The following is a 23,877-nucleotide window of genomic DNA, read 5'->3' as shown; positions in this document are numbered from 1 at the left end:
GCGTTCCGATCACCAGCAGTATCCCGGAGCGTGTTCTCCGAATCAGCCCGCCGAAGAAAGTGCTTCACCGTCTTGGATAAGCTCATGGTCGCCTCCTTGGGCAGCGGCTGGCGCGCTCGACGTACTCGTTGCGGGTCTAGATGTGAACGTGACTGCGCGTGCCATCAGAGTAGCCACGGTCAGGATTCTCGCTGGCTTCATCCGGATGCTGTGCGTCCCGTTCAAGCGCCGCGCGCAAGTCCGCAGGCTTGACGATCCGGCACGTTGACCCGCCGGTAATTTCCACCATGAAGTCCACGCTCACAGCTACCACCACCCGATCGAAGGCACCCTGGTAGATGTCTTCCGTCGTGTGGACCGTGTAACTACCTGCGGGAAGCTCGCGCGGGTCGCGCCCGATCCTGAAGGGGCTGCGGAACTCGACGGTCGAGGTCGTGACCCGCGTCTCGCCGGTGTTCTCCACCTAACGCGCCCAGCTGCGTAGCGGTGTGCGGCGCACGTCGCCGGTCAGGACCTTTCGACCAAAGGCGTCCCGCATCACCTGCGTCGCGGTCGCATTCATCAGCACGACCCGGGTTCCGCCGGAGACAAGCGCCTCGATGGCGCTGATCGTGACTCCCTTGGACGCGCACGTCTTCAGGACTTCGGCTTCGGTCGCATCGACGTTGATGGCACGGGACATGGCTGCTCCTCGTTCAAGCGGGAGCGCTGCACAGTCTCTCAGCCGGGCCGGTGCTCAGGTCGACGGCCCAGTCGATAATAGATGGGAGGGCGTGCCTCGCATTACAACCGGCGGCTCGAAACGCTCCGAACGATCTGCTTCACGAACGCCGCAGCACGACGACGTTGCTGTCCGGATCGACCGTGCGATTGATGGCGTTCGCCAGGTCCGACCTGCGGAACGGCTTGTCAAGCCGCGGCAGGTCCGGCGCGTTCTCGGCCGGGCCGGTATAGCCGGTGATAAGCAGGATCGGCAGCGCGGGGCTGATCTCCTTCGCGCGCCTCGCCAGTTCGGCCCCATCCATCCGGGGCATCTTGTAGTCGGTGATGAGGATGTCGACCCTGTGCTCCGCCAGTTGGGCCAGCGCGTCGGGTCCGCTGTTCGCTTCCCGAACCCGGTGGCCGAGTTCTCGGAGCATCTCCGCCGTTGCGCTCCGGACCAACGGCTCGTCATCGACCAGCAGGACCGACAGCGCGCGGGAGACTGGCAGTTGCTCGTCGGCGGACGCGCGTCGCTCAGACGGGCGCCCGGACGCGACCGGCAGCCACAGGTCCACCCGCGTCCCTTCGCCGGGTGAGCTCGACAGCCGGAACCCGCCGCCGAGCTGGGAGGCGAGACCATGCACCATCGACAGCCCGAGGCCCGTCCCCTTGCCGACCTCCTTGGTCGAGTAGAAGGGCTCGATCGCCCGCGCCAGGGTCGCCTCGTCCATGCCTGTTCCGGTGTCGATCACGGATATACGGACATAGAGGCCCGGCGTGACCTGCGGCACCTCGCCCGGGCCGAGTGCGGCCGGTTCTGCCGCCAGCGTCAGCGTGCCGCCGCGCGGCATGGCGTCGCGGGCGTTGACGCACAGGTTGAGGAGTGCCAGCTCCAGCTGGTTTGGGTCCACCAACGTCGGCGGAAGCGCGGGATCGACCCGGAGGTGCAGTTCGACCGTGGCGCCGATCGAACTGGCGATCAGGTCGCGCATGCCATCGAGCAGGCCCGCAAGATCGACCGAGCGGGTCTGAAGCGCCTGTCGCCGCGCGAAGCCGAGCAGCCGCTGCACCAGCAGGCGGGCGCGCTCGGCGGATTCGAGCGCGCCTCCGATCAGGCGGCCCGCGCGCTCGTCCTGGACGCCGTAGCGTCGGTTGAGCAGGTCGAGCACGCCCGTGATCGGGGTCAGGAGATTGTTGAAATCGTGGGCGACGCCGCCGGTCAGCTGGCCCAGGGTCTCCAGCTTCTGCGCCTCGTGGAGCTTCGCGAGCGCCGTCTCCCGTTCGGCGGTGGCCGCCTCGACGCGGTGCTCCAGCGAGGCGGTGAGCTCGCGAAGGTCCTGCTCCACCGCACGGCGTGCGCTGATGTCGTTGAACAGGATGGCGACACGCTGCGCCTCCGGATCGCCGACCCGAAACGCATAAACGTCGAACCAGCGCCCGAGCGCGTCGGCGGGGAGCTCGAAGCGGGCGGACTCCCCGGTGCGCGCCACGCGCGCATAGGTGTCGAACCAGTGCTGTTCATGGTCCGGCGCCAGGTCGCGCATGCGCCGGCCAAGCGCGTCGGTCATCCCCGTTTGCCGGATAAAGGCCGGGTTGATCTCGACGAACCGGTAATCGGTTGCCCCGTCGGCGCCATGAATCACCTCGACGATGCAGAAACCCGCGTCGATGGACTCGAACAGGGTGCGATACCGATCCGCGCTCCGGTGCAGCTCTTCCAGTCGGGCGCGAGCGTCATACTGGCGCCGGCGCCCCCGCAGCGCGGCTTGCGCGAGGCTGATCAGGGTCGTGGGGTGGAACGGCCGCTCCAGAAAGGTGACGTTGCCGAGCAGCCCGAGGTACCGCGCGGCGGCCGGGTTGCGCTCGAGCCCGCCGCCCCGCGTGGTGAGCAGGATGAACGGCAGGTCCGACCATTCGGGCTGATCGCGCAGCCAGCCGACGAGCGAGGACGGATTCGTGGTCGCCAGCGCCTCCTCCGTCACGAGGACGAACCCCGCGCCGGCGCTTATCTCTTCCACAAGGGAGGGGAGGGAAGGGCAGGCCTCGGCGGCAATACCGGCCTCCGACAGCATGGCGGACGCGACCGCCGCGTCGCGGCCGCGCGGCGCCAACAGCAACGCCCGTTCGGGGCGATCGATCACGCCCCAGGCTCGAGGAGGTCGGGACCGTCACCGACCATGGTGGGCACCCCGCGCAGCACGCCCTGGAAGTTGGTGAGCGGCTCACCCAGCGTGACGCCGCGACCGTCGATCCGGTACTCGCGGATCGTGTCCTCATGCGCGCCCGTCCGCTTCTTCACGACCGAAATCGCGCGACGTACCCGGCCCAGCGCCTCGAAATAGCGCAACAGCACCACCGTGTCGGCGAGATAGGTCACGTCCACGGGCGAGCGCATGTCGCCCACCAGCCCATGCTGCGCGACGGTGAGGAAGGTGGTCGCGCCCTGCCGGTTGAGGAACTGCAGCAACTCATGCATGTGCAGGACGAGCGCCGTTTCGCCCGGCATCGCCGCTTGGTAGCCGTTGAGGCTGTCCACCACGACCGTGCGCGCGCCATGCACCTCCACGCATGTCCGCACCCGCTCGGAGAACTCGCCCGGCGTCAGCTCGGCCGCGTCGACCTGCTCCAGCACCAGCAGGTCCTGGTCAACCATCGACTGGAGATCGAAGCCGAGCCCCTTGGCCCGCTCGATGAGCAGGCCGAGCTCCTCGTCGAACACGAACATGGCCGCCTTCTCGCCGCGTGCGATCGCGGTCGCGACGAACGTCAGGGTCAGGAGCGACTTGCCCGTTCCCGCAGGGCCGAGGATCAGGATGCTGGACCCCCGCTCCACGCCGCCGCCCAGCAGCGCGTTGAGCTCGGCGGACCGGGAGGTCAGCATCTCCCGGCTGAACTCGCGGCGGTGCTCGGCCGAGACCAGGCGCGGGAACACGCGAACGCCGCCGGTGTGGATCGCCATGTCGTGAAAGCCGCCGCGGAAGCGACGTCCGCGGTATTTGATGACACGCAGGCGCCGGCGATCGGCGCCGTATTCGGGCGCCAGCTCCTCCAGCCGAATGACGCCATGCGCGACGCTGTGGACCGTCTTGTCGTGCTGCTCGGCCGTCAGGTCGTCCAGCATCAGCACCGTGATGTTGTGCTGCGCGAAATAGTGCTTCAGCGCGAGGACCTGTCGCCGGTACCGCAGCGAGCTCTGCGCCAGCAGGCGGATCTCCGAGAGACTGTCGAGCACCACGCGCACCGGCTTCGTGCGCTCGATCGCGTCGAAGATGCCCTTGGTCGTCTCGCCCAGTTCGAGATCCGACGAATAGAGCAGGCTCTGCTGCTGCTGCTCGTCGAGCAGGCTTTCCGGCGGCACCAGTTCATAGATGTCGATGCCGTCGAGCGACCAGCCATGCGATTCCGCGCTCGCCCGCAACTCGACATCGGTCTCCGACAGCGTGATGTAGAGGACAGGCTCCCCGGCCCGGGCGCCTTCCATCAGGAACTGCATGGCGATCGTGGTCTTGCCGGTCCCGGGCGATCCCTCAAGCAGGTAAACACGGCTTCGCGCCAGTCCTCCGGCAAGGATGTCGTCGAGACCCGCTATCCCGAGCGCCGCCTGTTCAGGAAAAGGCATTCACAATGCTCCTTGCCCCGGGACGGGATTGTCCGCGTGGCGTGTGGGAGTCCACCGACCGAACATCCTCGTTCATCAGAGGCGTTCTGGTTGGGGGATCCGTCAACCTGTGCTAGCATGCCTGACGGTCTGCGCGTGCATCGAAACTCGGTGTGCCTTGCTTCGCCGCAATCTACGCTCCTGCCGAGGTTCGGATATGCCGCTCGACCGACCTCCGCCTGCGATGACAAGCCCCGGAGGCAACCAAGATAGCGTGAGACGGCGTTTCAACGTCCGCATCGCCGGCTCGGGGACGCGCCCGATGATGTTCGCGCACGGTTTCGGATGCGACCAGAACATGTGGCGCTTTGTCGCTCCGGCATTCGAGCAGGATTTCCAGACAATTCTGTTCGACCATATGGGGTTCGGGGGATCGGACCTCACCGCCTATAAGGTCGGCAGGTATGCGACGCTCGCCGGCTATGCCGAAGATGTGGTCACGTTGGGCCGTACGCTGGGGATCGTCGACGGGGTGTTCGTGGGACATTCGGTCAGCGCGATGATCGGCCTGCTCGCGGCGCGCGAGGCGCCGGAGTTGTTCTCTGATCTGGTCCTGGTCGGGCCCTCTCCCTGCTATATCGACGACGCGGACTACACCGGCGGGTTCAGTCGCGAGCAGGTGCTGGAACTGCTCGACTTCCTCGATTCCAACCACATGGGCTGGTCGCAGGCGATAGCGCCGGCGATCATGGGCAACCCCGACCGGCCCGAGCTCGGGCAGGAATTGACCGAGAGCTTCTGCCGCACGGACCCGGAGATCGCCAAAAGGTTCGCGGCCGCTACATTCCTCTCCGACAACCGCGCCGACCTGGGACCGATCGACGCGCGCGTCCTGATCCTCCAATGTCGTGACGACGTGATCGCGCCCGTCCCCGTGGGCGAGTATGTCCACCGGGCCATATCGGGCAGCGAGTTCATAATGCTCGACGCGACCGGCCATTGCCCTAACCTCAGTGCGCCCGCCGAGACGATCGCCGCGATCAAAGCCTTTGTCTGAGCCGGCGAGAACTCCTCCGCCCGAGAATGCGATCGATTTCGAGGACCTGTTCGAGACCGCGCCCTGCGGCTACCTGGCCGCGGACAAGGACGGTCGCATCAGCCGGGCCAACCGGACCTTCGCCTCCTGGCTGGGCTGCGAGCCCGCGGCGCTGGCCGGCAGGCGCTTCTCCGACCTGCTGAGCGTCGGGGGCAGGATCTTCTACGAGACCCATTTCGCTCCGATGCTGCGGATGCAAGGGCAGTTCAGCGAAGTGGCGCTGGACATCGTCGCGGCCGGCGGGCGCAGGATCCCGGTGCTGGTGAATGCGGTGGAGCGGCGCGACGCCCAAGGGCTGCCGGCGTTCATCCGCTTCACCATCTTCGTGGCGGCGGAACGACGCTCCTATGAACGCGGCCTGCTGGAGGCGCGCAACGCCGCGGAGGCGACCGTGCTCGTGCAGCGCGAGGACGCGGAGCTGCGCGAGCAGTTCATTGCCGTGCTGGGCCATGACCTGCGCAATCCGCTCGCCTCGATCGCGAGCGGCGTCCGCATGCTGGAGAAAGAGGCGCTGAGCGACCGGGGCGCGATGGTGCTCCGCCTGATGAACGGCAGCGTCGTGCGCGCCGCCGGGCTGATCGACAATGTCCTCGACTTCGCGCGCGGGCGTCTCGGGGGCGGCATTACCCTGTCGCGCAATGCGGCGGAACCGCTCGAACCGGTGCTGCACCAGGTGGTTGCCGAGCTGCGCTCGATTGCGCCGGATCAGGTCGTCGTCGCGACTTTTGCCATCGACGAACCGGTCCACTGTGATCGGGTCCGGATCGGGCAGCTATTGTCTAACCTGCTGGGCAATGCACTGACGCACGGCGCCAGGGATCAGCCGGTCCGCGTTCTCGCCGAGACCACGGCCGGCAAGCTGGTGATCTCGGTCGCCAATAGCGGTCCCGCGATACCGTCCGCCTCGTTGGATCGGTTGTTCCAGCCCTTCTACCGCGGCGACGACCGCGTGCGTAAGCAGGGGCTCGGGCTCGGCCTGCACATCGCCTCCGCCATCGCCACGGCGCACGGCGGCACGCTCACCGTCCAGTCGGATGCGATTGCGACCTGCTTCACGTGCACGATACCGCTCAAGCCGTTTGACGGTGAGGGCGTTTGAGAGCCGATGAACCTCTTGCAACCCCGGACGTTCATCTCGACCGGGCTCTCCGGAAGGACGCCCGATGATCGCATCTGAAGCAAGGATTTCCGTGCTCCTCGTCGAGGATGAGGCGCTCGTCCGCATGCTTGGCGTGGACATGCTGGAGGACGCGGGTTTCGGGGTGTTCGAGGCCATCGGGGCGGACGAGGCCATGGTGATCCTTGCGGAACACGAGGGCATCGACCTCCTCTTTTCCGATGTCGACATGCCGGGAAGCATGGACGGCTTGGAGCTTGCCCGGCTTGTGCATCAGCGCTGGCCCGACATGCGGATCCTGCTGACCTCGGGGCATCACCGCCTGACGGAGGCGGCCCTGCCCGATGGCGGCCGGTTCCTGCGCAAACCCTGGACGCAGGCCGGCATGATCGAGAAGGTGCAGAGCACGCTCGCCCACTAGCGCGCGCCACATGATGCGACCTGGGCTGAGCCGCCTCGGCCGGCGGAATTGCGGTCCGGCCGGACCCGTTGCGACTATTGACCTTTCGGACGCTACTGACCGATCAGCCGGTTGGCTTTACCGATCGGAAATTCCGTTCCTGAAACGCCCCAGCCGTCCGCCAGCGACCTCTGCCTGGCGGAGCTGGACGCCGCCAAGCGCACGCCCGATAGCGAAACGCGCAAACGTCAGCTCAACCGGGCCGCAATCCACGCCCACCTATCCGAACAGCGTCGGCGGAATACATCGAGCAATCCTTGGACCCGGTCCTCGAGCCGCAGGCAGTCGCGCCACGGCCTTACCGTCCTGCCCCAGAGCCACTATATAGGCGGTATCACGGGCATGTCGTACGTAGGCGCCCCTGACTGAGAGACTCTCGCGCTCTTGCTTACGCCAGCAGGAGCTACGCCGTGGACCTCAACCAACTGTTATCGCGTCACCAGATCTCGCTCATGCGCTCCACGGGCGCGACGTCGCCCGAGGTGCGCCACGTCCACCATGGCTTGGCCGCCGGCTACGCCGACCAGATCAGATCGGTGCAGCAGGCGTACGGGGCGGCCTTCACGCTGGCTCCGCTCGCTTGAGACCTCCTGTCGAGGGCGATCAGACAACGACATCTCAGGAGACGCTTGTGGACGAAGTGACACCCACACAGGTCGGTACCAGCACTTCGCCCATGCGGAAGCGCAAGGCATTTCGCCCCAGCGGTACCATCACACGGTTGGCGCCCGCCGCGGTCGAACGGCAGAGCCGCATCAGCCTGTTGGCATGGAACCTGCTCGTGCCGGATGCGGCCAGGGCGTTCCTGAACAGCTACAACGACTTGCTTGAAGGGCGCCCGCTCGATCTTGCGCTCGCGAACGCCGACGGGTTCGACGCGGTGGAGCGGGAGCTCCGCGCGCGCACGTCGGGCTGACAGCGGCGATGATCCTGACGGTCGCTCACCGGACGACGTACCGCTATTCGCGAGCGGTCGCGCTTCAGCCGCACCGGCTGATGCTTTGTCCGCGGGGACAGCATGATCTCAGACTGGTCAACGCTTCGATCGAGTGCACGCCGTCCGCCGAGATCGAATGGACGCAGGACGTGTTCGGCAACCTGATCGCCACGGCCCGCTTCGACCAGATGAGCGACGCGCTCGTGATCGACAGCAGGATCGTGGTCGATCAGTCCGCTCCCGCCTGGCCGATCTTCAAGATTGCATTGTCCGCCCATCGCTACCCGTTCTCCTACTCACCGGAAGAAGCCAACGACTTGGGTGCCCTGTGCTTTCCGCAACACCCCGACGCCGCCGACAGCGTGCGCGCCTGGGTGGCAGGCTTCAGAGGGGCCGAGCCTGCGATCGACACGCTGACGCTGCTCAACGAAATCAACGCCGGGATAGCTGGGCAGTTCTCCTACGTCGCTCGGGAGGAGGAAGGCACGCAGGCGCCCCACGAGACCATTCGCCTGGGCAGCGGCTCGTGCCGCGATTTCGCGACCCTGTTCACCGAAGCCGTGCGCCTGCTCGGATTCGGCGCACGGGCGGTGTCCGGTTATCTCAGGACGGGTGAGGACGGCGAGCACGGGCAGCACGGCTCCACCCACGCCTGGGCGGAAGTGTACCTTCCCTGCGCGGGCTGGATCGCCTTCGACCCGACGCATGCCCGGCTGGGCGGAGCGGACCTAATCCCCGTCGCGGTGGCGCGAACCATTGAGCAGATCCTTCCCGTTCAGGGCAGCTACACGGGCGCGCGGCAGGACTTTGTCGGTATGACCGTAGAGGTTGCAGTCACGGCCGGTCACGCCGGAGCGTGACGACGGCGACGTGAGCGGACTATCCCGGTCAGCGCATCAGGCCTGCGGCCCGCAGGGCGCGTTCGATGACCTGACCGACGTCCGTGACACCACCTGCCGGCGTAGCCGCATCGAGAGCAGGCTCGGCGTTCGCCGCATCGGGGGCAGACGTGGTTGATCGCGCTTGGCTGTCCGAGGCATCAGCCACCGTTCGACCGGGCGCTTGCCCGCCGGCGATCCGATGCCCGGTCAATCCCCAGAAGGCGCAGATGTGACGTGTCGACGAGATGCCGACATCCAGCATGTAAGGCCCGCTCTTGCCACACCCGTGCTCGCCCGTTGTATCGAGGGGTGTACCATGGCCCATGCCGGCGACGCTGAACTCCTCGATCACGTCCCTGCCGGCACCGTCGCGCCAGACCCGCCGAGGATGGCCGTCGACCATATCGACGCGGCTGGGCTTTGAGCTCACGCCGTGAACTGTGCGCCATTGCTCGACGATCGCGTGCGCGTTCACCGGGTTCACGGTCGCATCATCGCTGCCGTGCCAGACCGAGATGGTCGGCCAGGGGCCTCCATGGCGCGAAGCCCCGCGGATCAGCGCCGCAAGTCCGGGCTCGCCGGGGGTGCCCTGCCCCCGCATGACGCCGAACGCCTCCGGCATGGTGTTGGCGCACCCGAAAGGCAGGCCCGCGATGATCGAGCCGCCTGCAAAGATCTCCGGATAAGCGGCAAGCATCACCGAGGCCATCGCCCCACCGGCGGAAAGGCCGGTCACGAAGGTCCTCGCCGGATCAACGGCGTACCGGTCGGCGACAGCGGCGATCATCTCGCGGATCGAACGGGCTTCGCCATGGTCCCGACGATTGTCCTCCGGGGAGAACCAGTTGAAGCAGAGGTTGGGGTTGTTTTGCCGCTGCTGCTCGGGAAACAGTAGGATGAAGCCATGGCGGTCGGCCATCTCCGACCAGCCTGACCCGAGGTCGTAGGCGCCGGCGGTCTGTGTGCACCCGTGCAGCACGATCACGAGGGCAGGGGATTCCGCGACCTCGTCAGGAACATGGACGAGTGCGCGGAGCGCGCCGGGATTGGCGCCGAAGGATGCAAGTTCGGTCAGCCGGCCGGCATCGGCAGGACTGCCGACTCCTCCATGCGATGCGCGCAAGCGGGAGAGACGGGCGAGAGTTTCGGAGAGACGAGGCACCGCGGCGTCCTTGTGGCTTGCTCTACCGCGCGAGATCGGGAGCGGCGGATGCTGCGTTGCACAAATATCGGGGTTGGCTGCTTCGATTGCAAGGTAGAGATGGCCTGGTCTGCCATTCGAAAGCAGCCGGTGATTGTGGCCGCTCGGGCCGCCTCTCGAGCGAAACGAGCTCGTTACCATCGCTTTCGAGACTCTTGGTGGCAGGCACCAAGACTGGATTGACCCGCGCGTCCGAGATGAACGAATGGCAGTAACTGTGAAGCGGAGAGCCGTTGCGAGTGGCCGAGATTGGGTCGTCCCGCTGGCGGCAGCTCCCGACCAGACCCGGTCGCTCCCCCAGAAATACCGAATGTCTGGATCTGACAGAAGTTGCCATTTTGCGTGACACGGTGCCCGTGCGCACTATCTGAATTCCAGCTTGCCGATCGCGGTTCCTTCTCCGGCCAAAGCTGTGGCGCACGTCGTCCAGCCGCTAGCGTCGTTGAGCAAGCCTCGCCGCAAATAGGCAGTAGTAACTCGTTGAATGATTGATACCCGATCCGGGTTCTCGTCTGTTGTCTCGGCGACGGCGTAGCCGGAGATACCGCCAAGCATGTGTTCGCCGCCGAACAGCGTTAGAAGCGCTTTGCTGCCCGGGGCTAAATAGTAAGGATCGAAGAACCAATCTGGGCCCCGGTTCGTGAGAGGCGAGTGGTCGGCGTCGCCGGCAACAATCAACGTCGGAGTTCGCATCTGATCGAAGGACATGTCGAGATAGGGCGTCATCTGGCGCCCGATGGGACTGAGATCCTCGCCACCTTTGCCACCTGCCGCCAAGAGGATGCCGACCTTGATCCGCTGATCCGACATGCCCTCGCGGGCGCCGGAAGCCACCATCCGCGCGCCCAAAAGCAAGCTGGTGGTCTGTCCGCCGAACGAGTGCCCGGCCGCGGCAAGGCGCTCATCATTCACCCGGCCTGAAAGGCCTGGGACCTGCCCTATGACTTCCTCCAGCTCGTCGATGATGCGCTTCGCGTCGCTCACGCGTGTCCGCCAGATCGTCGGGTGGCGGGGATCGTCCTCGGGAAGCCCGAGCCTCCGTGCATCGAGATACGTCGGCTGAATCACGACAAAGCCATGTGCCGCCCAATAGTCCGTCAACGGGGCATATCCATCCATGGACGAGCCGAACCCGTGCGAGAACAGAATGACCGGCAACCCGCTTCCGGTAACGGGTGCGGACACGCGCACCTGCAGGTCTTCGCCACGCACCCGATCCGGCAGCCTGATCGATCGCACGGACATCACGGGAATTGGGGCGTCCATGTTCGGGTCGCGTGGGATCCAATTGCCGGCCATTGATCGCTCCTCCTGCGTCGGTTCCGGACCATCGCTTCTCCACACGATGACAGGTCCGGATTGTAGACCTACACAGATCATGAGACTTACCGCCTGGCACAAGAACGCATCTTTACAGGACCAGGTCAGATGGACAGGACCGACGAAGTCGTATCGCTCCCCGATTGCACGGGCGTAGGTGACATATTGTCGAGGGTGGGCGACAAATGGTCGGTCCAGATCGTGGTGGTGCTGCATCGCCGCGCCGAGCGGTTCAACAGCATCAAGCGCCATGTTCCAGGCATCTCGCAGCAGATGTTGGCCTTCACGTTGAAGGCTCTCGAACGAGATGGTCTCGTCAAGAGGACCGTACATGACACGACGCCACCGCAGGTGGAATATGCGCTCACGCCGCTCGGGCTTTCGCTGTCGGGAGCGGTCCGGCAACTGGCCCAGTGGGCGATCGATCACCGCGCCGACGTTGGCGCCAGTCGAGAGCGATTTGATGCGCGGCACGGGTAACAGTGCAGGGAGCGGCTCCGGAGGTGAAGTACGTCAGGCTGCCAACCGTCCGGCGCTCGCGGGCCACTTTCCAATCAGGCCGCCGGCGTCCTAACTCCGTGAGCCTGATAGCTTCATGTGATCGATGAAGGCCCGCAGCGCAGCCGCCATGTGCAGGCGGCTCGAATAATAGAGATGGAAGCCCGGCACCGGTCCGCACCATTCGTCCAGCAATCGCACGAGGCTTCCCTCCACGATGTGCGGAGCGGCCACCGTTTCGGTCAGGAAGGCGATGCCTACCCCCTGCAAGGCTGCCGATAGAAGCAGGTCGGTGTCGTTTGCCGCCAGGACGCTCTCGACCTGTACGATCTCGCGCCCCGCAGGAAAGTCGAAAGCCCATGGAAACAAGGCGCCGGTGTCATCCCACTTGTAGGTGACGCAGCGGTGCTGTTTGAGATCGCCCGGTGCGGCCGGGCGGGCATGCGCTTCCAAATACCGTGGAGACGCCACCACGGCCATCCGGAAGTCCGGGGTGAGTCGAACCGCGACCATGTCGCTGCCGAGCTGCGAACCGATCCTGATGCCTGCGTCGAAGCCGCGGGCCACCACGTCCGTGATGTTGTTGTCGACGACGAGGTCGAGACGGACGTCCGGAAAGGAGGCCGCGAAGCTGTGCAGCTTCGGCAGGATCGCAACCGTGGCTGCGACCTTCGGCAGGTTCACGCGGACCGTGCCCCTGGGGCTGTGCTGGAAGCTGCCGACCTCTCGCAGCGCCGCTTCCATCTCGCCAAGGATCGGCTTCACCCTCGCCACGAGGGCGGATCCCGCCTCGGTCGGAGCAACGCTCCTTGTGGTACGGTTCAGCAGCCTGACACCCAGGCGCGCCTCGAGCGCGCGCACGGTTCGGCTGATCGCCGAGGGGGAGGTTGCCAGCTTGGCGGCCGCGCGACGGAAGCCCCGTTCCTCGTGCACGGCGAGGAACGCCTTCAGTTCCCCGAACTCTGTCGCGTCCATTGTAACTCCATCTACAACAGGCCGTGCCGATAATGCTCTCTACATGGAACAGCGGCGATACTCCACTTTGCACTGGTTCGGGCGTGGCGGAGCCAAGCCGTTCAGGAGCGAAGTGCATGCGAAAGATGAGGCGCTGGGAGATCGATGCGGTCGGCAGGGAGCATCTCGCGCTTCGGGAGGTGCCGATCCCTGATCCAGCGGCGGGCGAGGTTCTCGTGAAGGTGGGTGCAGTAGGGCTCAACTACCGCGACAAGATGGTGGTGGAGACAGGGCGCGGCCTCCCGCTGCGATTTCCCTTCACGCCCGCTTCCGATCTCTCGGGGGAAGTCGTGGCAATCGGCGCCGATGTGTCGCGCTTCGCCGTGGGGGATCGGGTGATCTCGACGGCCACGCCTGACTGGATCGATGGCCTGCGCCCGGGCACGGCGCGGACTCCCGCCTACAGAACGCTCGGCGGCTTCTATCCCGGCGTGCTCGCCGAATATGTCGCGATGCCGGAGAGCTGGTTCGTGGTCGCGCCGTCAAGCCTGGAGCATTGGCAGGCCTGCACGCTGCCGGTGGCGGGTCTCACGGCCTGGTTCGCGCTCGTGGAGCGCGCCGGGGTCCGTGCCGGCGATACTGTGCTCATCCCCAGCACTGGCGGTGTGGCTCTGTTCGGCATTCAGATCGCTAAGGCGAACGGCGCCGAACTCATCGTCTGCGGTGATCCGGACAATGAGGCTAGGGCCACGGCGTTGGGAACGGATCACTATATCTATCGGGACCGCGAGGATTGGATGGAGGAGGTCTACCGCATCACGCGCGACCGCGGTGTTGACCATGTGCTCGAGGTTATCGGCGGATCGCACCTGGGCCAATCGGTCGAGCTCGCGGCCGTGGGCGGGCACATCTGTCAGATCGGCGCGCTGGACGGATGGGACTTCAGCGCACCGGCGATGCCACTCATGCTGAAGGACGTCAGCATTCATGGCATCGGCACCGGCAGCCGGACTGCGCTGGAGCGTCTCGTCCGCGCCGTCGACCGGACCGGCCTCAGTCCGGTTGTGGATTCGCGTTATTCGATGGCCGATCTTCCCGCTGCGTTCGATCATCTCGACCGGGGTCCGTTCGGCAAGGTGGTCATTGACGTCGGGTAGGCGCCGGATATGCGAGCGTGCGCTACTCCCAGCACCTAGTCAGACGTCAGGTCTTTCGCCCGCATCGCTGCGAAGATAGTCGATAAAGGCCCTCAGCGCCGCGGGCACGTGCTTTGCTCCTGGATGGTACAGATAGAAGGCCGACGACGGCGGCGACCAGGCTTCAAGCAATGGCTTCAGAAGGCCGGAGCGAACCTCCTCGTCGATCCACTCCCTGACCCAGACGGTGATGCCAAGACCATCGATCGCAGATCGCAATGCGACCGCGCAGTCGTTGACGATAAGCGTGCCGTTGACGGTCAGGTTCATCGTCTGGTCGCCGCTTGCGAAAGGCCAGCTATAGACGTCGGCTCGGCCGGGGCGTCGCCAGTTGATGCACCGATGCCCGAGCAGATCCTGTGGCGTTTCAGGCTCGCCATGCTGCTCCAGGTATCTGGGGGAAGCGATCGCCACCTGTTGCAGCGGCTCGCTGATCCGTACCGCGATCATGTCCTGTTCGATCAGCTGGCCGAGCCTGATGCCTGCATCAAAACCGCGTTCGACGATGTCGTTGACACTGTCGTCGCTGGTGATGTCCAGGACGATGTCAGGGTACCGCTCCTGAAAGCCGGAGAGCATCGGCTGCAGGAGGTGCAGAATTGCCATTTGCGGCGCGCAGAGCCGCACCGTTCCCGCCGGCGTGTCACGCTCCTCGATGGTGCGGTCTATCGCCTCGTCGAAGCCGATGAACAAGGGAAGAACGCGCTCGTACAGACGGCTGCCGGCTTCGGTGAGCGCCACGGTGCGCGTCGTACGATTGAGCAGGCGGACGCCCAATCTGGCCTCCAGCGAGCGGATCGTCTGGCTGAGCGCCGATGGCGAGAGCGCCAGCTGCTCCGCGGCACGGGAGAAGTTAAGTCGCTCGGCGACGGTGGCGAACGCCTTCAGCTCAGCAAACTCCGACCCACGCATTCTATGCCCTTTTCCTCTGCGCGGCAGGAAGTCGGATTATACCTCGTTCTCTTCAAGACCCTTTCAAAAAGCAGTCAATTATATTCGCGTCGTGGATGGCGCATTGGATTTGCGGTAACAGATCGAGGGTCTCCGAACATGGTGGGCAGCAAGCTCCTCCCGCGCGACATCAGCACGTTGCCGGCGCCCCAGACGTCGAAGCGTATGCTGCTTCGGGGCGGCGCGATCATCTCCATGGATCCGCAGATCGGAAATCTCGCCTCGGGCGACATCCTGATCGAAGGAGACCGGATCGCGGCGATCGGACCGTCGATCCAGGCGGACGATGCGGAGATTGTTGATGCGCGTTCCTCCATCGTCCTTCCCGGCCTGATCGACACCCATCGTCATGCATGGGAGGGTCAGCTCCGGCGCATCAATCCGAACGCCGCGACGCTGGAGAATTATTGCAACGCCACGCACTTCTCCTACGCCACACATTATCGGCCGCGTGACACGTATGTCGGCAACCTGCTGACCGCACTCGGCTGTATCGACGCCGGTATCACGACGATCGTAGACAACTCGCACAATGCGCGCAGTCCCGATCACTCGGACGCCGCGGTGGAAGCATTGCTGGACGCTGGTATCCGTGCCGTCCATGCGCCAGGCGCGCCGCTCACCGGTGAATGGGACAAGAGCAGCTGGCCAGCGGATCTGGAGCGGCTGCAGGCTAAATATGCCAGTCGCCGGGAAAGCCTGGTCACGCTCGCGATGATGTCCCAGATCGATCGCGACACCTGGGCCGTCGCCCGGCGGCTTGGGCTCCGCATCGTGACCGAGTTCTTCGGCGCGGAGATGGCGGCGGAACTGCCGGCCTTGCAGCGCGATGGCCTGCTTGGCGCCGACAACATCTTCAACCATTGCACGGGCGTGCCCGAAGCTGGGTGGGAGATCCTTCACCAGAGCGGAGTCAGCGTGAACGTTTGTCCGCGCTCCGATGCGCATTATGCGCTCGAAAACGGGATGTGCGCCTTCCAGATCGCTCGCGACTACGACATCAAGCCTGCGCTGAGCGTCGACAATGAGAGTTCGTATAGCGGCGACCTGTTCATGGAGATGCGCGTCGCCTTCTATCTCCAGCGCTCGGCCGGACAGGGCCGCCGCTATCTGGGGCACCAAGCAGTGCCCGACGCAATCACGGTGCAGGACCTGCTCGAGGCCGCGACGCTGAGCGGTGCCAGGGTTGCGGGACTCGGGGACCGAACAGGCTCCCTCACCCTAGGGAAGCAGGCCGACATCGTGATGATCCGAACCGATGCCCTTAATCTCTACCCCTCCAACAACGCGTTCGGCACGGTGGTTCATGCCGCCGAGCGCAGCAACGTCGACACGGTCATCATCGGCGGCCGGATCCGGAAGCGGCACGGCGTCGTGCTGGATCTCAACCTGTCCCGCCTGGAAGCCGCGACCGAGGAGTCGCGCAATCACCTGTTCGAGGCGGTGGGACATCGTCCGGGACCGTTTGACGACAGCTTCATCTTCCAACCCTGACCGGAGGCGCAAATGAACCCTCTTTTTCTCGCGCTCGCGATTGCGGCCGGGGCCGCGATCGCCGCCCAGGCCGCCGTGAACAGCCAGCTCGCGGCGGGCCTCGGCGGTCAGCCGATCGCGGCTGCCTTCGTCTCGTTCACGGTGGGAACGCTCGCCCTTTTCCTGATCGCTGCGGCGAGCGGCAGCCTCTCCTCAATTGGTCAGCTTCCGGGCCAGCCGGCCTGGCGGATGCTGGGCGGCCTGCTCGGAGCAGGCGCGATTTTCTGCACGGTCATGCTCGCGCCTCGCCTCGGGCTCGCGGTCGTGTTGTCGCTGGTAATCGCCGGTCAGCTCCTTGCGTCCGTGGTCATCGACCATTTCGGATTGCTCGGTGCCGCGGTTCGGCCGGCGACCGCTGCAAGACTGATCGGCAGCGGGCTGATGACCGTGGGCGTGATCATCGCGCTGTTCGGCGACCGGCTCGCACGCACCGCGATCGCATCCTGACCTCCGGGACGAACTGATGAAAGGCTTCTTACGCCTGTCGGATCGCGGGTGCACTTCAGAGCGCGCAGAGCCGGATCACGGCACCCCTGGGCACGGTCGCGCGCACGGCATGGATCGTCTGCTCTCTCACGGCCATGCACGTGCGGGGAGCACACTTCGCGCTGCGTCGATGGCTATCCTGATCGGCCTGGCCCCTTCGGCGCGAGCGTCCGAAGGCGCCGGTGACTCCATCGGCAAGGGGTCCGAGGGCTTCTTGGCGGGAGCGCTGCCGCCAAAGCCGGGGGCCTTCGTGGTCGTCTACGTCAACGACTATGAGGCCGATCGCCTCATCGATGGCGATGGCCACCCGGTCGAGCAGGATTTTCGCTTGTCAGCAAGGGCGGCGGTGGCCCGGCTGTTCTACATGTCCCCGATCACCATCGCGGGCGGCAGGCTGGGGGTGTTCGCAATCGGCTCCCTGGCTTCGCTGCGCCTGAGGGACAATGCCGGACGCCACCGCTTCGATGGGTTGGGCGACCTGACCGTCGGCCCGGTGCTCGGCTGGAAGCTTGGTGACCTGCACCCGGCGATCGCGGCCGACTTCGTCCTTCCGGTCGGAAGCTACGATCGATCGCGAGCGCTGAACGGAGGCTCGAACCACGTCGCGGTCCGGCCGATCGTCGCCATAAGCTACTTGCCCGCGAGCGGCTTCGAAATGTCGGCGAAGGCAACCTATACGATCAACGCGACGAACCATGCGACGGGATACACGTCCGGGGATCTCGCCCACGCGGACATCTCCGCCAGCTATCCTGTCCGCGCCAATTTGCGGCTCGGATTGAACGGCTATCTGCTGAGACAGACGACGGACGATCGCCAGGCCGGCATTCTGGTCGGAAGCGACGGCTTTCGCGGACGGGTCGACGCCATCGGACCTGCGTTGCAATGGCGGATCGGGCGCACCATCGTCGACCTCAAGGCCCTAAAGGAATTCAATGCCCGAAACCGGGCGGAGGGGACGAGTCTGTGGCTGAAGGTGGTCGCTCCGCTCTAACCGGCCGGCTGAAAGCGAATGCCGGCCGATCCGCTACGGCCGGTAGATCGCGCAAAGCTTGTTGCCGTCGGGATCGCGGACATAGGCCAGATGCACCGGCCCCATGTTGCTGTTGCGCAAGCCTGGAGCATCCTCGATCGACGTGCCGCCATTTGCGATCGCGGCGTCGTGAAAGGCGTGAACGCCCTCGGCCGTATCGCACTTAAAGGCGATCGTCCCGCCGTTGGCCGGGGTCGCTTCGGCATCGTCGATAGGCTCGCTTACGCAAAAGCTGTTGCCATTGTGGCGATAGAAAAGTCGTGCGTGGCCGCTGTCGGCGACGTTTCTTACCGGCTCGCCGGCACCAAGGGTTCCAAGTACGGCATCGTAGAAGCGCCTGGATCGGTCGAGATCGTTCGAACCGACCATGACATGGTTGAACATGTACTACTCCGTTATTCATTGCGGCGAGTTTCCTCGCCGTTTCGTCGCACATAGGTCGCGCGGGGCCCCGCGCTCAATCGGACATCTCAGCATCCACGGCCGCCGTGAAGGACAGCAGGATGTCGGCGAGGCGATCGGGCGCCTCAAGGGCGATGTAATGGCCAACATCGTCGACCGTCGCATGCCGGACGCCTCCGGCATGTGCCGCGCCGAAGGATTTGAGGGTGAAGTCGCTCCCGTGTCGGTCTATGGTGAGGACCGGCAAGGTGAGCGGGCGCTCGGCGGCCAGCGGTAGGACTTCCGGCCCCTCGCGCAACATCGATGCATAGAGGGCCCGCGCGCCCGACCAGCCGCCCGGCCGCGTGTAGTCGGCGACGATCGCGTCGAGCGTGCCCGTCGGTATCGCTTCCATGCGTGCCGTCGCGGCCGGCAGGATGAAATCGAGAATGAGCTCACGCTCCCGTCCTCGGAAAAAGGCCTCCGCCGCGCCCTCGGTCGCGAGGACGCCGATATACCAGGCACCCCCCTTTCCGACATCGGCCAGCATCTCCAGCCCGAAGCCCGGCAGCCCCGTCTCGATTGCAGCAACGCTCCGGACCGATTTCGGGTGCCCCACGGCGAGCCGGAACGCGGCGGTGCCGCTGATGTCCTGGGCAAGCAGGTGGACGGGACCAAGGCCGAGATGGTTGATGAAGGCGTGCAGGTCCTCCGCAGCGCGGGCACTGCCATGTTCAGGCTGCGCCTTGCTTGACTGACCGAAGCCGCGGAGATCGACCGCGAAGACCCGGTGCACAGCCGCGAGATGCGGCATGAGGCGCTCGAACACCCGTCCCGTCTCCGGAAATCCATGAACCAGAAGGATCGGCGAACCCTGTTCGCCGAGTTGGAGGTAGTGGAGTTCGCCGTCGCGGACAGGCGCGTGACCATGCCGCATTTCGTAGATCAAGGGCTGAGCTGGCTGAGCGGGCATCGCGACCTCCTATGGACAACCGGGTTGCCCATATAGGTAACTGGGTTGCCTATGTCGATAGTCTCGTTCTATGGGACGAGATATGGAAGAGCCGCGCATCACGGACCAAGAACCGCGCGCTGGCCCGGAGCTCGCGCTGCTTCTGCTGGCCGCCTTCCGGTCCTTGATAGATGAAGTCACGCGGGAGCTTGCACGGCGTGGCCACCCCGATGTGCGCGCCAGCCACGAGTTTGCCATGCGCGCCATCCTCTCCGGAGCGGATAGTGCCGTCGCGTTGGCGCGAACGCTATCGGTCACTAAACAAGCTGCTGCAAAGACGATCGTCGCGCTCGAAGTTCGTGGTTATGTGACTCGCGTCGCAGACGGCGGCGATGCTCGGCGCAAGCAGCTGGTCCTTACTGCGAGAGGGCGAGAGATGTTAGCGATCGGGGGAGAAATCCTCAACGCGAGCAGGCGCAGGTGGGCGGAGCACGTGGGTCATGCACCCCTGAACGGGCTGGAGGAGAGTCTTCGAAAGGTGGTTGGGGAGAGTAGCGAGTTTCTAGACACCGCTGGATGGCTCGCGAAGTCCGGCGCGGATTGAAGTTTGTCAGAAGGCCCTGTCAATCTGACTGCCAAGCAGTGCGAAAATAGATTACGGGAAAACTGCCGTTGATGGACACGAGCACCACCGACGACATAACCGATGTAATATGATACCTTTGGGGACGCTCGCGAACGGCAGCTCTCGGTTGAACCCGCCATTGGGCAAAAGCTTTGCAAAGGGCAGTTTTGTTCCCCTTCTCGCCACTCGCAGCCCTCAGGATCTGGAGCCTCGACGAACTCACATTAACGAGCGTCCGAAACTGGGCACCTCATTCAGGCTGTTGGACGACCGCAATTGGGTCATTTAAGCGTTTGCGTTCGTACGTGCACAATCGCCAGCCCATCGCTCGATCCAGCGCAGATGCGGAAGCTGGATCATGGAGCCGCATAGCGCCGCATAATGAGGTGGGTCGGCTACAGTCCGCCTGAGACTTCCGCCCCTTTTGCGCGTTCAGCGGCTACGGCGTGAAGGGGTAAGACGATGGCGCAGGTCTATCGGGCGGTGCTGGCATGGGTCGTCGCCCTGCTCGGCGGGTTCTTCGCGGTGGCAGGGGGCGTCCTCGCGTCGATCGGCGGGTCGCCCTATTACCTCATCGTCGGCATTGCGATGGTGGCAAGCGGCGCCCTGCTCGGGCGAGGCAACCCGCTGGGGCGCTGGCTATTCATCGCCATCTGGATCGGAACGCTGGTCTGGGCGCTGTGGGAGGTCGGGCTCGACGGGCTGCAGCTTGTGCCTCGCGTGGTCGCGCCGACGGTGCTGCTGATCCTGGTGCTGCTGACCGACTGGCGAGCGCGGTCATGGCGATCGCGCGCGCATGCCGTGCCCGCGGTCGCGGCGGCGCTGGTCGTGGCAGGCCTCACTGGTCTGGTGTTGCATGGTGAGGGCGTGGAGGCGCAGGGCGCGTCAGCCGTACCCCCAATGGCGTCGGCGCCGATCGGCGAGGCCGACAGCGACTGGCGCGATTACGGCGGCACATTGTCGGGGCGCCGCTATTCGGCGCTGGCAGATATCACGCCTCAGAACGTCGGCCGGTTGGAGCTGGCGTGGACGCAGCGGACTGGCGACCTGCCGATGGTGGCAGAGACCCAGGAACATAAGCGAGAGTATCACTCCGAAGCGACGCCGATCCACATTGGCGACACGCTCTACACCTGCACGCCGCACTCCTTCGTCCAGGCCATCGACGCGACCACCGGCAAGACGAAATGGAGCTGGCACGAGGACGCAGCCATCGCCGGCAACAACTACCTGGTCTGCCGCGGGGTCAACTATTTCGAGGCGCCCGCGGGAACGCCGTGCCCGCGCCGCATCTTCGCGCCCACCTTCAACGCGCGGCTGGTCGCGCTCGACGCCGACACCGGGCGGCCGTGCCCCAGCTTCGCCAATGGCGGCGCGATCGATTTGCGCGCCAACATGGGGACGTCGAAGCCGTCGGATCAGATCGGCACGACGCCCCCCGTCGTCGTCAACAACCGCCTGATCATCGGCGAGCGGATCATCGACAACGTCAACCGCGACATCCCCTCGGGCGTCGTGCGCGCCTATGATCCGGTATCGGGCGCGCCGGTCTGGGCCTGGGATGTCGGCCGTTCGCAGGATGCAATTGCGCCGCTGCCGGCGGGCCAGACCTATACGCGCGGCACGCCCAACGTCTGGGGCGCGATTACCGCCGACGCCGCCAACGGCCTCGTCTATCTCGGCACGGGCAATGCCTCGCCCGACTACTGGATTGGCTATCGCCGGCCGTTCGACGACCAGTTCGGCTCCTCGGTCGTCGCGCTCGACGTCGCGACCGGCAAGCTGCGCTGGACGCGTCAGCTGGTCCACCACGACATGTGGGACATGGACCTGCCGATCGGGCCGTCATTATTCGACTATCGTGCACCCAACGGACAGGTCATCCCTGCGCTGGTCCAGACCACGAAGATGGGCCAAGTGTTCTTCCTCAACCGCCTGACCGGCGCGCCGATCGCCGCGATCACCGAGAAACCGGTGCGCACCGACGGCGCCACCCCGGGGGTGCGCGTATCACCGACGCAGCCTTTCTCGACCGGCATGCCGAGCTTCACCCCGGCGGCGCCGACCGAAACCGCGACCTGGGGCGCGACGCCGATCGACCAGCTATTCTGCCGCATCGACATCCGCCGGGCGCAGGGCACCGGCATCTATCAGCCGATGGGGCTGAAGCCGATCATTGGCCATCCCGCCTTCGACGGCGTCACCGACTGGGGCGGCGCGGCAGTCGATCCCGTCCGCGGGGTGATGACCGTCAACACGATGGAGATGCCGTTCAAGCTGTGGCTGATGCGCCGCGACGACCCGCGCGTCGCGCCGATGATGAAGCAGAAGCAGGGCGGCGAGAACGCGATGCAGGCCCAGCTGCAGACGCAGTACAACACGCCCTATGTCGCGGTGGTGAAGGCGTGGGTCGGCATCTTCGGCGCGCCCTGCGTTGCGCCCCCCTGGGGCCATCTGACCGCGGTCGATCTGAACACCCGCCGCATCCTGTGGAAGAAGGTGCTAGGCACCGCGCGCGATACCGGGCTGTTCGGATCGCACCTCGGCATGCCGATCAAGACCGGCGTGCCGAACCTCGGCGGGTCGATCATCACTGCGGGTGGCCTCGCCTTCATCGGGGCGACCACCGACCAGTATCTGCGCGCCTACAACCTCACCACGGGTGACGTGGTGTGGAAGGCACGGCTGCCCGCCGGCGCGCAGGCGACGCCGATGACCTATCGCGGGCGCGACGGGCGGCAATATGTCGTGATCACCGCCGGCGGCCACGGCGCGCTGGGTACACGGTACGGCGATTACACGCTCGCCTACGCGCTACCGAGAAGCTGACACACAGTGATGTTTGCCACCATAGTTGATGTGGGTAGTCCATGCGCCTGATCGCCATCGAAGAACATGTCTTGCCCCCGTTCGTCCGGGACGCCTGGGCGTCGGCTCCGCCACCACATGATCCCGTCTCCGCCATCGCCGATGGCGGGATCACGGGCGAACGTTTAGCTGACCTCGGTGAAGGTCGCCTCGCCTTGATGGATGAGCAGGGCATCGACGTTCAAGTGCTTTCGCTGACCACGCCTGGTCTTCACAATCTGGAGGCTGGATCGGCGGTTGAGACGGCTAAGCGCGTGAACGACCTGATTGCCGATGCGTGCGCTCGCCATCCCGCCCGCTTCCAAGGTTTCGCAGCCCTGCCGACGGCTGATCCCGATGACGCTCCTCGCGAGCTCGAGCGCGCGGTGAACGACCTCGGCCTCAAGGGTGCGCTGCTGTGTGGCCGTACGCGAGACCGTCACCTCGACCATCCGGCACTACGGCCCATGTTGGCAAAGGCCGCGGAACTCAGCGTGCCGCTTTTCATTCACCCTCAAACGCCGGCACCGGCGGTTCGCGCAGCCCAGTACGAGGGGATTGGCGAGCGAGCCGATCTCGCGCTCGCCGCCTTTGGCCTCGGTTGGCATTATGAAGCGGGGTTGGAATGGATACGCCTTGCCGCGGCCGGGGTCTTCGACGAATTGCCGGAGCTGCAGATCATCCTAGGCCATTGGGGCGAGGTGGTGCTGTTCTACCTTCAGCGGACATCCGCCGTCATGGAGCGCGCTCTCGATCTCGATGGCTCGCTGATCGAATATGCACGCCGCAACCTTTATGTCACCGGCAGCGGTATGTGGAGTGCTACCTATCTTCAGCAATGCCTCGATATTGTCGGTCCTGAGCGCCTGCTGTTCTCGACCGACTTCCCATATCAGTATCGGGAGGGTGGCGAGCCGCGACGTTTTCTGGAAGCCTTAGCTGTCGACGAGGAGACGCGCCGTGGGCTCGCATTCGCGAACTGGGAACGCCTGACAACCGCAGCAGGAAAGTAGATCGCCACGGGAGCGCTGATCGAGCTGCGAGTCCGTCATTTTCGGATGAACGAACGGCAGATTTAGGCTCGTCGTCCAGTGGCCGTGCATGGCTGA

Annotated in this window: 24 protein-coding genes; 14 read left to right on the top strand and 10 right to left on the bottom strand. The window is 65.3% G+C overall.

Going from position 1 to position 23,877, the window contains the following annotated elements:
- Positions 1-136: 136 nt before the first annotated feature.
- From ACTZQ5_RS00500 to ACTZQ5_RS00485, 4 genes are all read right to left on the bottom strand, one after another.
- Positions 137-463: a hypothetical protein gene (locus tag ACTZQ5_RS00500; protein ID WP_443583196.1), complete on the bottom strand. Its 327-nt coding sequence runs from the start codon at positions 461-463 to the stop codon at positions 137-139.
- Positions 464-682: a hypothetical protein gene (locus ACTZQ5_RS00495; RefSeq protein ID WP_443583195.1), complete on the bottom strand. Its 219-nt coding sequence runs from the start codon at positions 680-682 to the stop codon at positions 464-466.
- A 139-nt stretch (positions 683-821) separates the two neighbouring features.
- Positions 822-2,843 carry a hybrid sensor histidine kinase/response regulator gene (locus ACTZQ5_RS00490; protein ID WP_443583194.1) on the bottom strand — a complete coding sequence of 674 codons (2,022 nt, stop codon included), beginning with the start codon at positions 2,841-2,843 and terminating at the stop codon, positions 822-824.
- Positions 2,840-4,321 (bottom strand): ATPase domain-containing protein, encoded by a 1,482-nt coding sequence (locus tag ACTZQ5_RS00485; protein ID WP_443583193.1) that lies wholly within the window; start codon positions 4,319-4,321, stop codon positions 2,840-2,842. Before ACTZQ5_RS00485 ends, ACTZQ5_RS00490 begins: the two co-directional genes overlap by 4 nt.
- Positions 4,322-4,622: 301 nt before the next feature.
- On the opposite strand from ACTZQ5_RS00485, the gene ACTZQ5_RS00480 reads away from it, so the two are divergent.
- The 6 genes from ACTZQ5_RS00480 to ACTZQ5_RS00455 all read left to right on the top strand — a co-directional run bounded on the left by ACTZQ5_RS00480 (position 4,623) and on the right by ACTZQ5_RS00455 (position 8,770).
- Positions 4,623-5,357 (top strand): alpha/beta fold hydrolase, encoded by a 735-nt coding sequence (locus ACTZQ5_RS00480; RefSeq protein ID WP_443583192.1) that lies wholly within the window; start codon positions 4,623-4,625, stop codon positions 5,355-5,357.
- On the top strand, positions 5,350-6,495 hold the full coding sequence (locus ACTZQ5_RS00475; RefSeq protein WP_443583191.1) for a PAS domain-containing sensor histidine kinase: 1,146 nt from the start codon (positions 5,350-5,352) through the stop codon (positions 6,493-6,495). Before ACTZQ5_RS00480 ends, ACTZQ5_RS00475 begins: the two co-directional genes overlap by 8 nt.
- A 64-nt stretch (positions 6,496-6,559) precedes the next feature.
- Positions 6,560-6,934 carry a response regulator gene (locus tag ACTZQ5_RS00470; RefSeq protein WP_443583190.1) on the top strand — a complete coding sequence of 125 codons (375 nt, stop codon included), beginning with the start codon at positions 6,560-6,562 and terminating at the stop codon, positions 6,932-6,934.
- Between the two features lie 449 nt (positions 6,935-7,383).
- On the top strand, positions 7,384-7,557 hold the full coding sequence (locus ACTZQ5_RS00465) for a hypothetical protein (protein WP_443583189.1): 174 nt from the start codon (positions 7,384-7,386) through the stop codon (positions 7,555-7,557).
- 92 nt (positions 7,558-7,649) lie between these two features.
- On the top strand, positions 7,650-7,889 hold the full coding sequence (locus ACTZQ5_RS00460; RefSeq protein WP_443583188.1) for an antitoxin Xre/MbcA/ParS toxin-binding domain-containing protein: 240 nt from the start codon (positions 7,650-7,652) through the stop codon (positions 7,887-7,889).
- Positions 7,890-7,897: 8 nt separating this feature from the next.
- On the top strand, positions 7,898-8,770 hold the full coding sequence (locus tag ACTZQ5_RS00455) for a transglutaminase family protein (protein ID WP_443583187.1): 873 nt from the start codon (positions 7,898-7,900) through the stop codon (positions 8,768-8,770).
- Positions 8,771-8,798: 28 nt separating this feature from the next.
- Here ACTZQ5_RS00455 and ACTZQ5_RS00450 read toward each other — a convergent pair whose 3' ends face one another.
- On the bottom strand, positions 8,799-9,953 hold the full coding sequence (locus ACTZQ5_RS00450; protein WP_443583186.1) for an extracellular catalytic domain type 1 short-chain-length polyhydroxyalkanoate depolymerase: 1,155 nt from the start codon (positions 9,951-9,953) through the stop codon (positions 8,799-8,801).
- A gap of 402 nt (positions 9,954-10,355) precedes the next feature.
- Positions 10,356-11,291, bottom strand: coding sequence for an alpha/beta hydrolase family protein (locus ACTZQ5_RS00445; protein ID WP_443583185.1), 936 nt, complete (start codon positions 11,289-11,291; stop codon positions 10,356-10,358).
- A 195-nt stretch (positions 11,292-11,486) separates the two neighbouring features.
- On the opposite strand from ACTZQ5_RS00445, the gene ACTZQ5_RS00440 reads away from it, so the two are divergent.
- Complete coding sequence (locus ACTZQ5_RS00440; RefSeq protein ID WP_443583184.1) at positions 11,487-11,792, top strand: winged helix-turn-helix transcriptional regulator; 306 nt, start codon at positions 11,487-11,489, stop codon at positions 11,790-11,792.
- 90 nt (positions 11,793-11,882) lie between these two features.
- On the opposite strand, the gene ACTZQ5_RS00435 is transcribed toward ACTZQ5_RS00440, so the two are convergent.
- Positions 11,883-12,785, bottom strand: a complete 903-nt coding sequence (locus tag ACTZQ5_RS00435; RefSeq protein WP_443583183.1) for a LysR family transcriptional regulator — start codon at positions 12,783-12,785, stop codon at positions 11,883-11,885.
- A gap of 116 nt (positions 12,786-12,901) precedes the next feature.
- Between ACTZQ5_RS00435 and ACTZQ5_RS00430 the strand changes: the two genes are divergently transcribed.
- Positions 12,902-13,921, top strand: coding sequence for a zinc-dependent alcohol dehydrogenase family protein (locus tag ACTZQ5_RS00430; RefSeq protein WP_443583182.1), 1,020 nt, complete (start codon positions 12,902-12,904; stop codon positions 13,919-13,921).
- Between the two features lie 39 nt (positions 13,922-13,960).
- Here ACTZQ5_RS00430 and ACTZQ5_RS00425 read toward each other — a convergent pair whose 3' ends face one another.
- Entirely contained in the window at positions 13,961-14,872 is a 912-nt protein-coding gene (locus ACTZQ5_RS00425) for a LysR family transcriptional regulator (RefSeq protein WP_443583181.1), read from the bottom strand.
- A 138-nt stretch (positions 14,873-15,010) separates the two neighbouring features.
- Between ACTZQ5_RS00425 and ACTZQ5_RS00420 the strand changes: the two genes are divergently transcribed.
- The 3 genes from ACTZQ5_RS00420 (at position 15,011) to ACTZQ5_RS00410 (ending at position 17,924) form a co-directional block, all read left to right on the top strand.
- Entirely contained in the window at positions 15,011-16,405 is a 1,395-nt protein-coding gene (locus tag ACTZQ5_RS00420; RefSeq protein ID WP_443583180.1) for an amidohydrolase family protein, read from the top strand.
- 12 nt (positions 16,406-16,417) lie between these two features.
- On the top strand, positions 16,418-16,891 hold the full coding sequence (locus tag ACTZQ5_RS00415) for a DMT family transporter (RefSeq protein ID WP_443583179.1): 474 nt from the start codon (positions 16,418-16,420) through the stop codon (positions 16,889-16,891).
- 169 nt (positions 16,892-17,060) lie between these two features.
- Complete coding sequence (locus ACTZQ5_RS00410; RefSeq protein ID WP_443583178.1) at positions 17,061-17,924, top strand: SphA family protein; 864 nt, start codon at positions 17,061-17,063, stop codon at positions 17,922-17,924.
- A gap of 33 nt (positions 17,925-17,957) precedes the next feature.
- Here the strand turns inward: ACTZQ5_RS00410 and ACTZQ5_RS00405 are convergent, their stop codons facing one another.
- Both ACTZQ5_RS00405 and ACTZQ5_RS00400 read right to left on the bottom strand, forming a co-directional pair.
- Entirely contained in the window at positions 17,958-18,347 is a 390-nt protein-coding gene (locus ACTZQ5_RS00405; protein WP_443583177.1) for a VOC family protein, read from the bottom strand.
- Positions 18,348-18,420: 73 nt separating this feature from the next.
- A complete protein-coding gene (locus ACTZQ5_RS00400; RefSeq protein ID WP_443583176.1) occupies positions 18,421-19,317 on the bottom strand; it encodes an alpha/beta fold hydrolase in 897 nt (298 codons plus the stop codon).
- Between the two features lie 82 nt (positions 19,318-19,399).
- On the opposite strand from ACTZQ5_RS00400, the gene ACTZQ5_RS00395 reads away from it, so the two are divergent.
- The 3 genes from ACTZQ5_RS00395 (at position 19,400) to ACTZQ5_RS00385 (ending at position 23,781) form a co-directional block, all read left to right on the top strand.
- Complete coding sequence (locus ACTZQ5_RS00395; protein WP_443583175.1) at positions 19,400-19,900, top strand: MarR family winged helix-turn-helix transcriptional regulator; 501 nt, start codon at positions 19,400-19,402, stop codon at positions 19,898-19,900.
- 483 nt (positions 19,901-20,383) lie between these two features.
- Positions 20,384-22,750, top strand: coding sequence for a membrane-bound PQQ-dependent dehydrogenase, glucose/quinate/shikimate family (locus ACTZQ5_RS00390; protein WP_443583174.1), 2,367 nt, complete (start codon positions 20,384-20,386; stop codon positions 22,748-22,750).
- A 41-nt stretch (positions 22,751-22,791) separates the two neighbouring features.
- The gene (locus ACTZQ5_RS00385; protein WP_443583173.1) at positions 22,792-23,781 is read left to right on the top strand and encodes an amidohydrolase family protein; all 990 of its coding nucleotides are present in this window, start codon (positions 22,792-22,794) and stop codon (positions 23,779-23,781) included.
- The last annotated feature ends 96 nt before the right edge of the window (positions 23,782-23,877 follow it).

Origin of the sequence: Sphingomonas cellulosilytica, from assembly GCF_052321755.1 — a bacterium.
Lineage (GTDB): Bacteria > Pseudomonadota > Alphaproteobacteria > Sphingomonadales > Sphingomonadaceae > Sphingomonas.
This window is presented reverse-complemented; position numbering and strand designations above follow the sequence as displayed.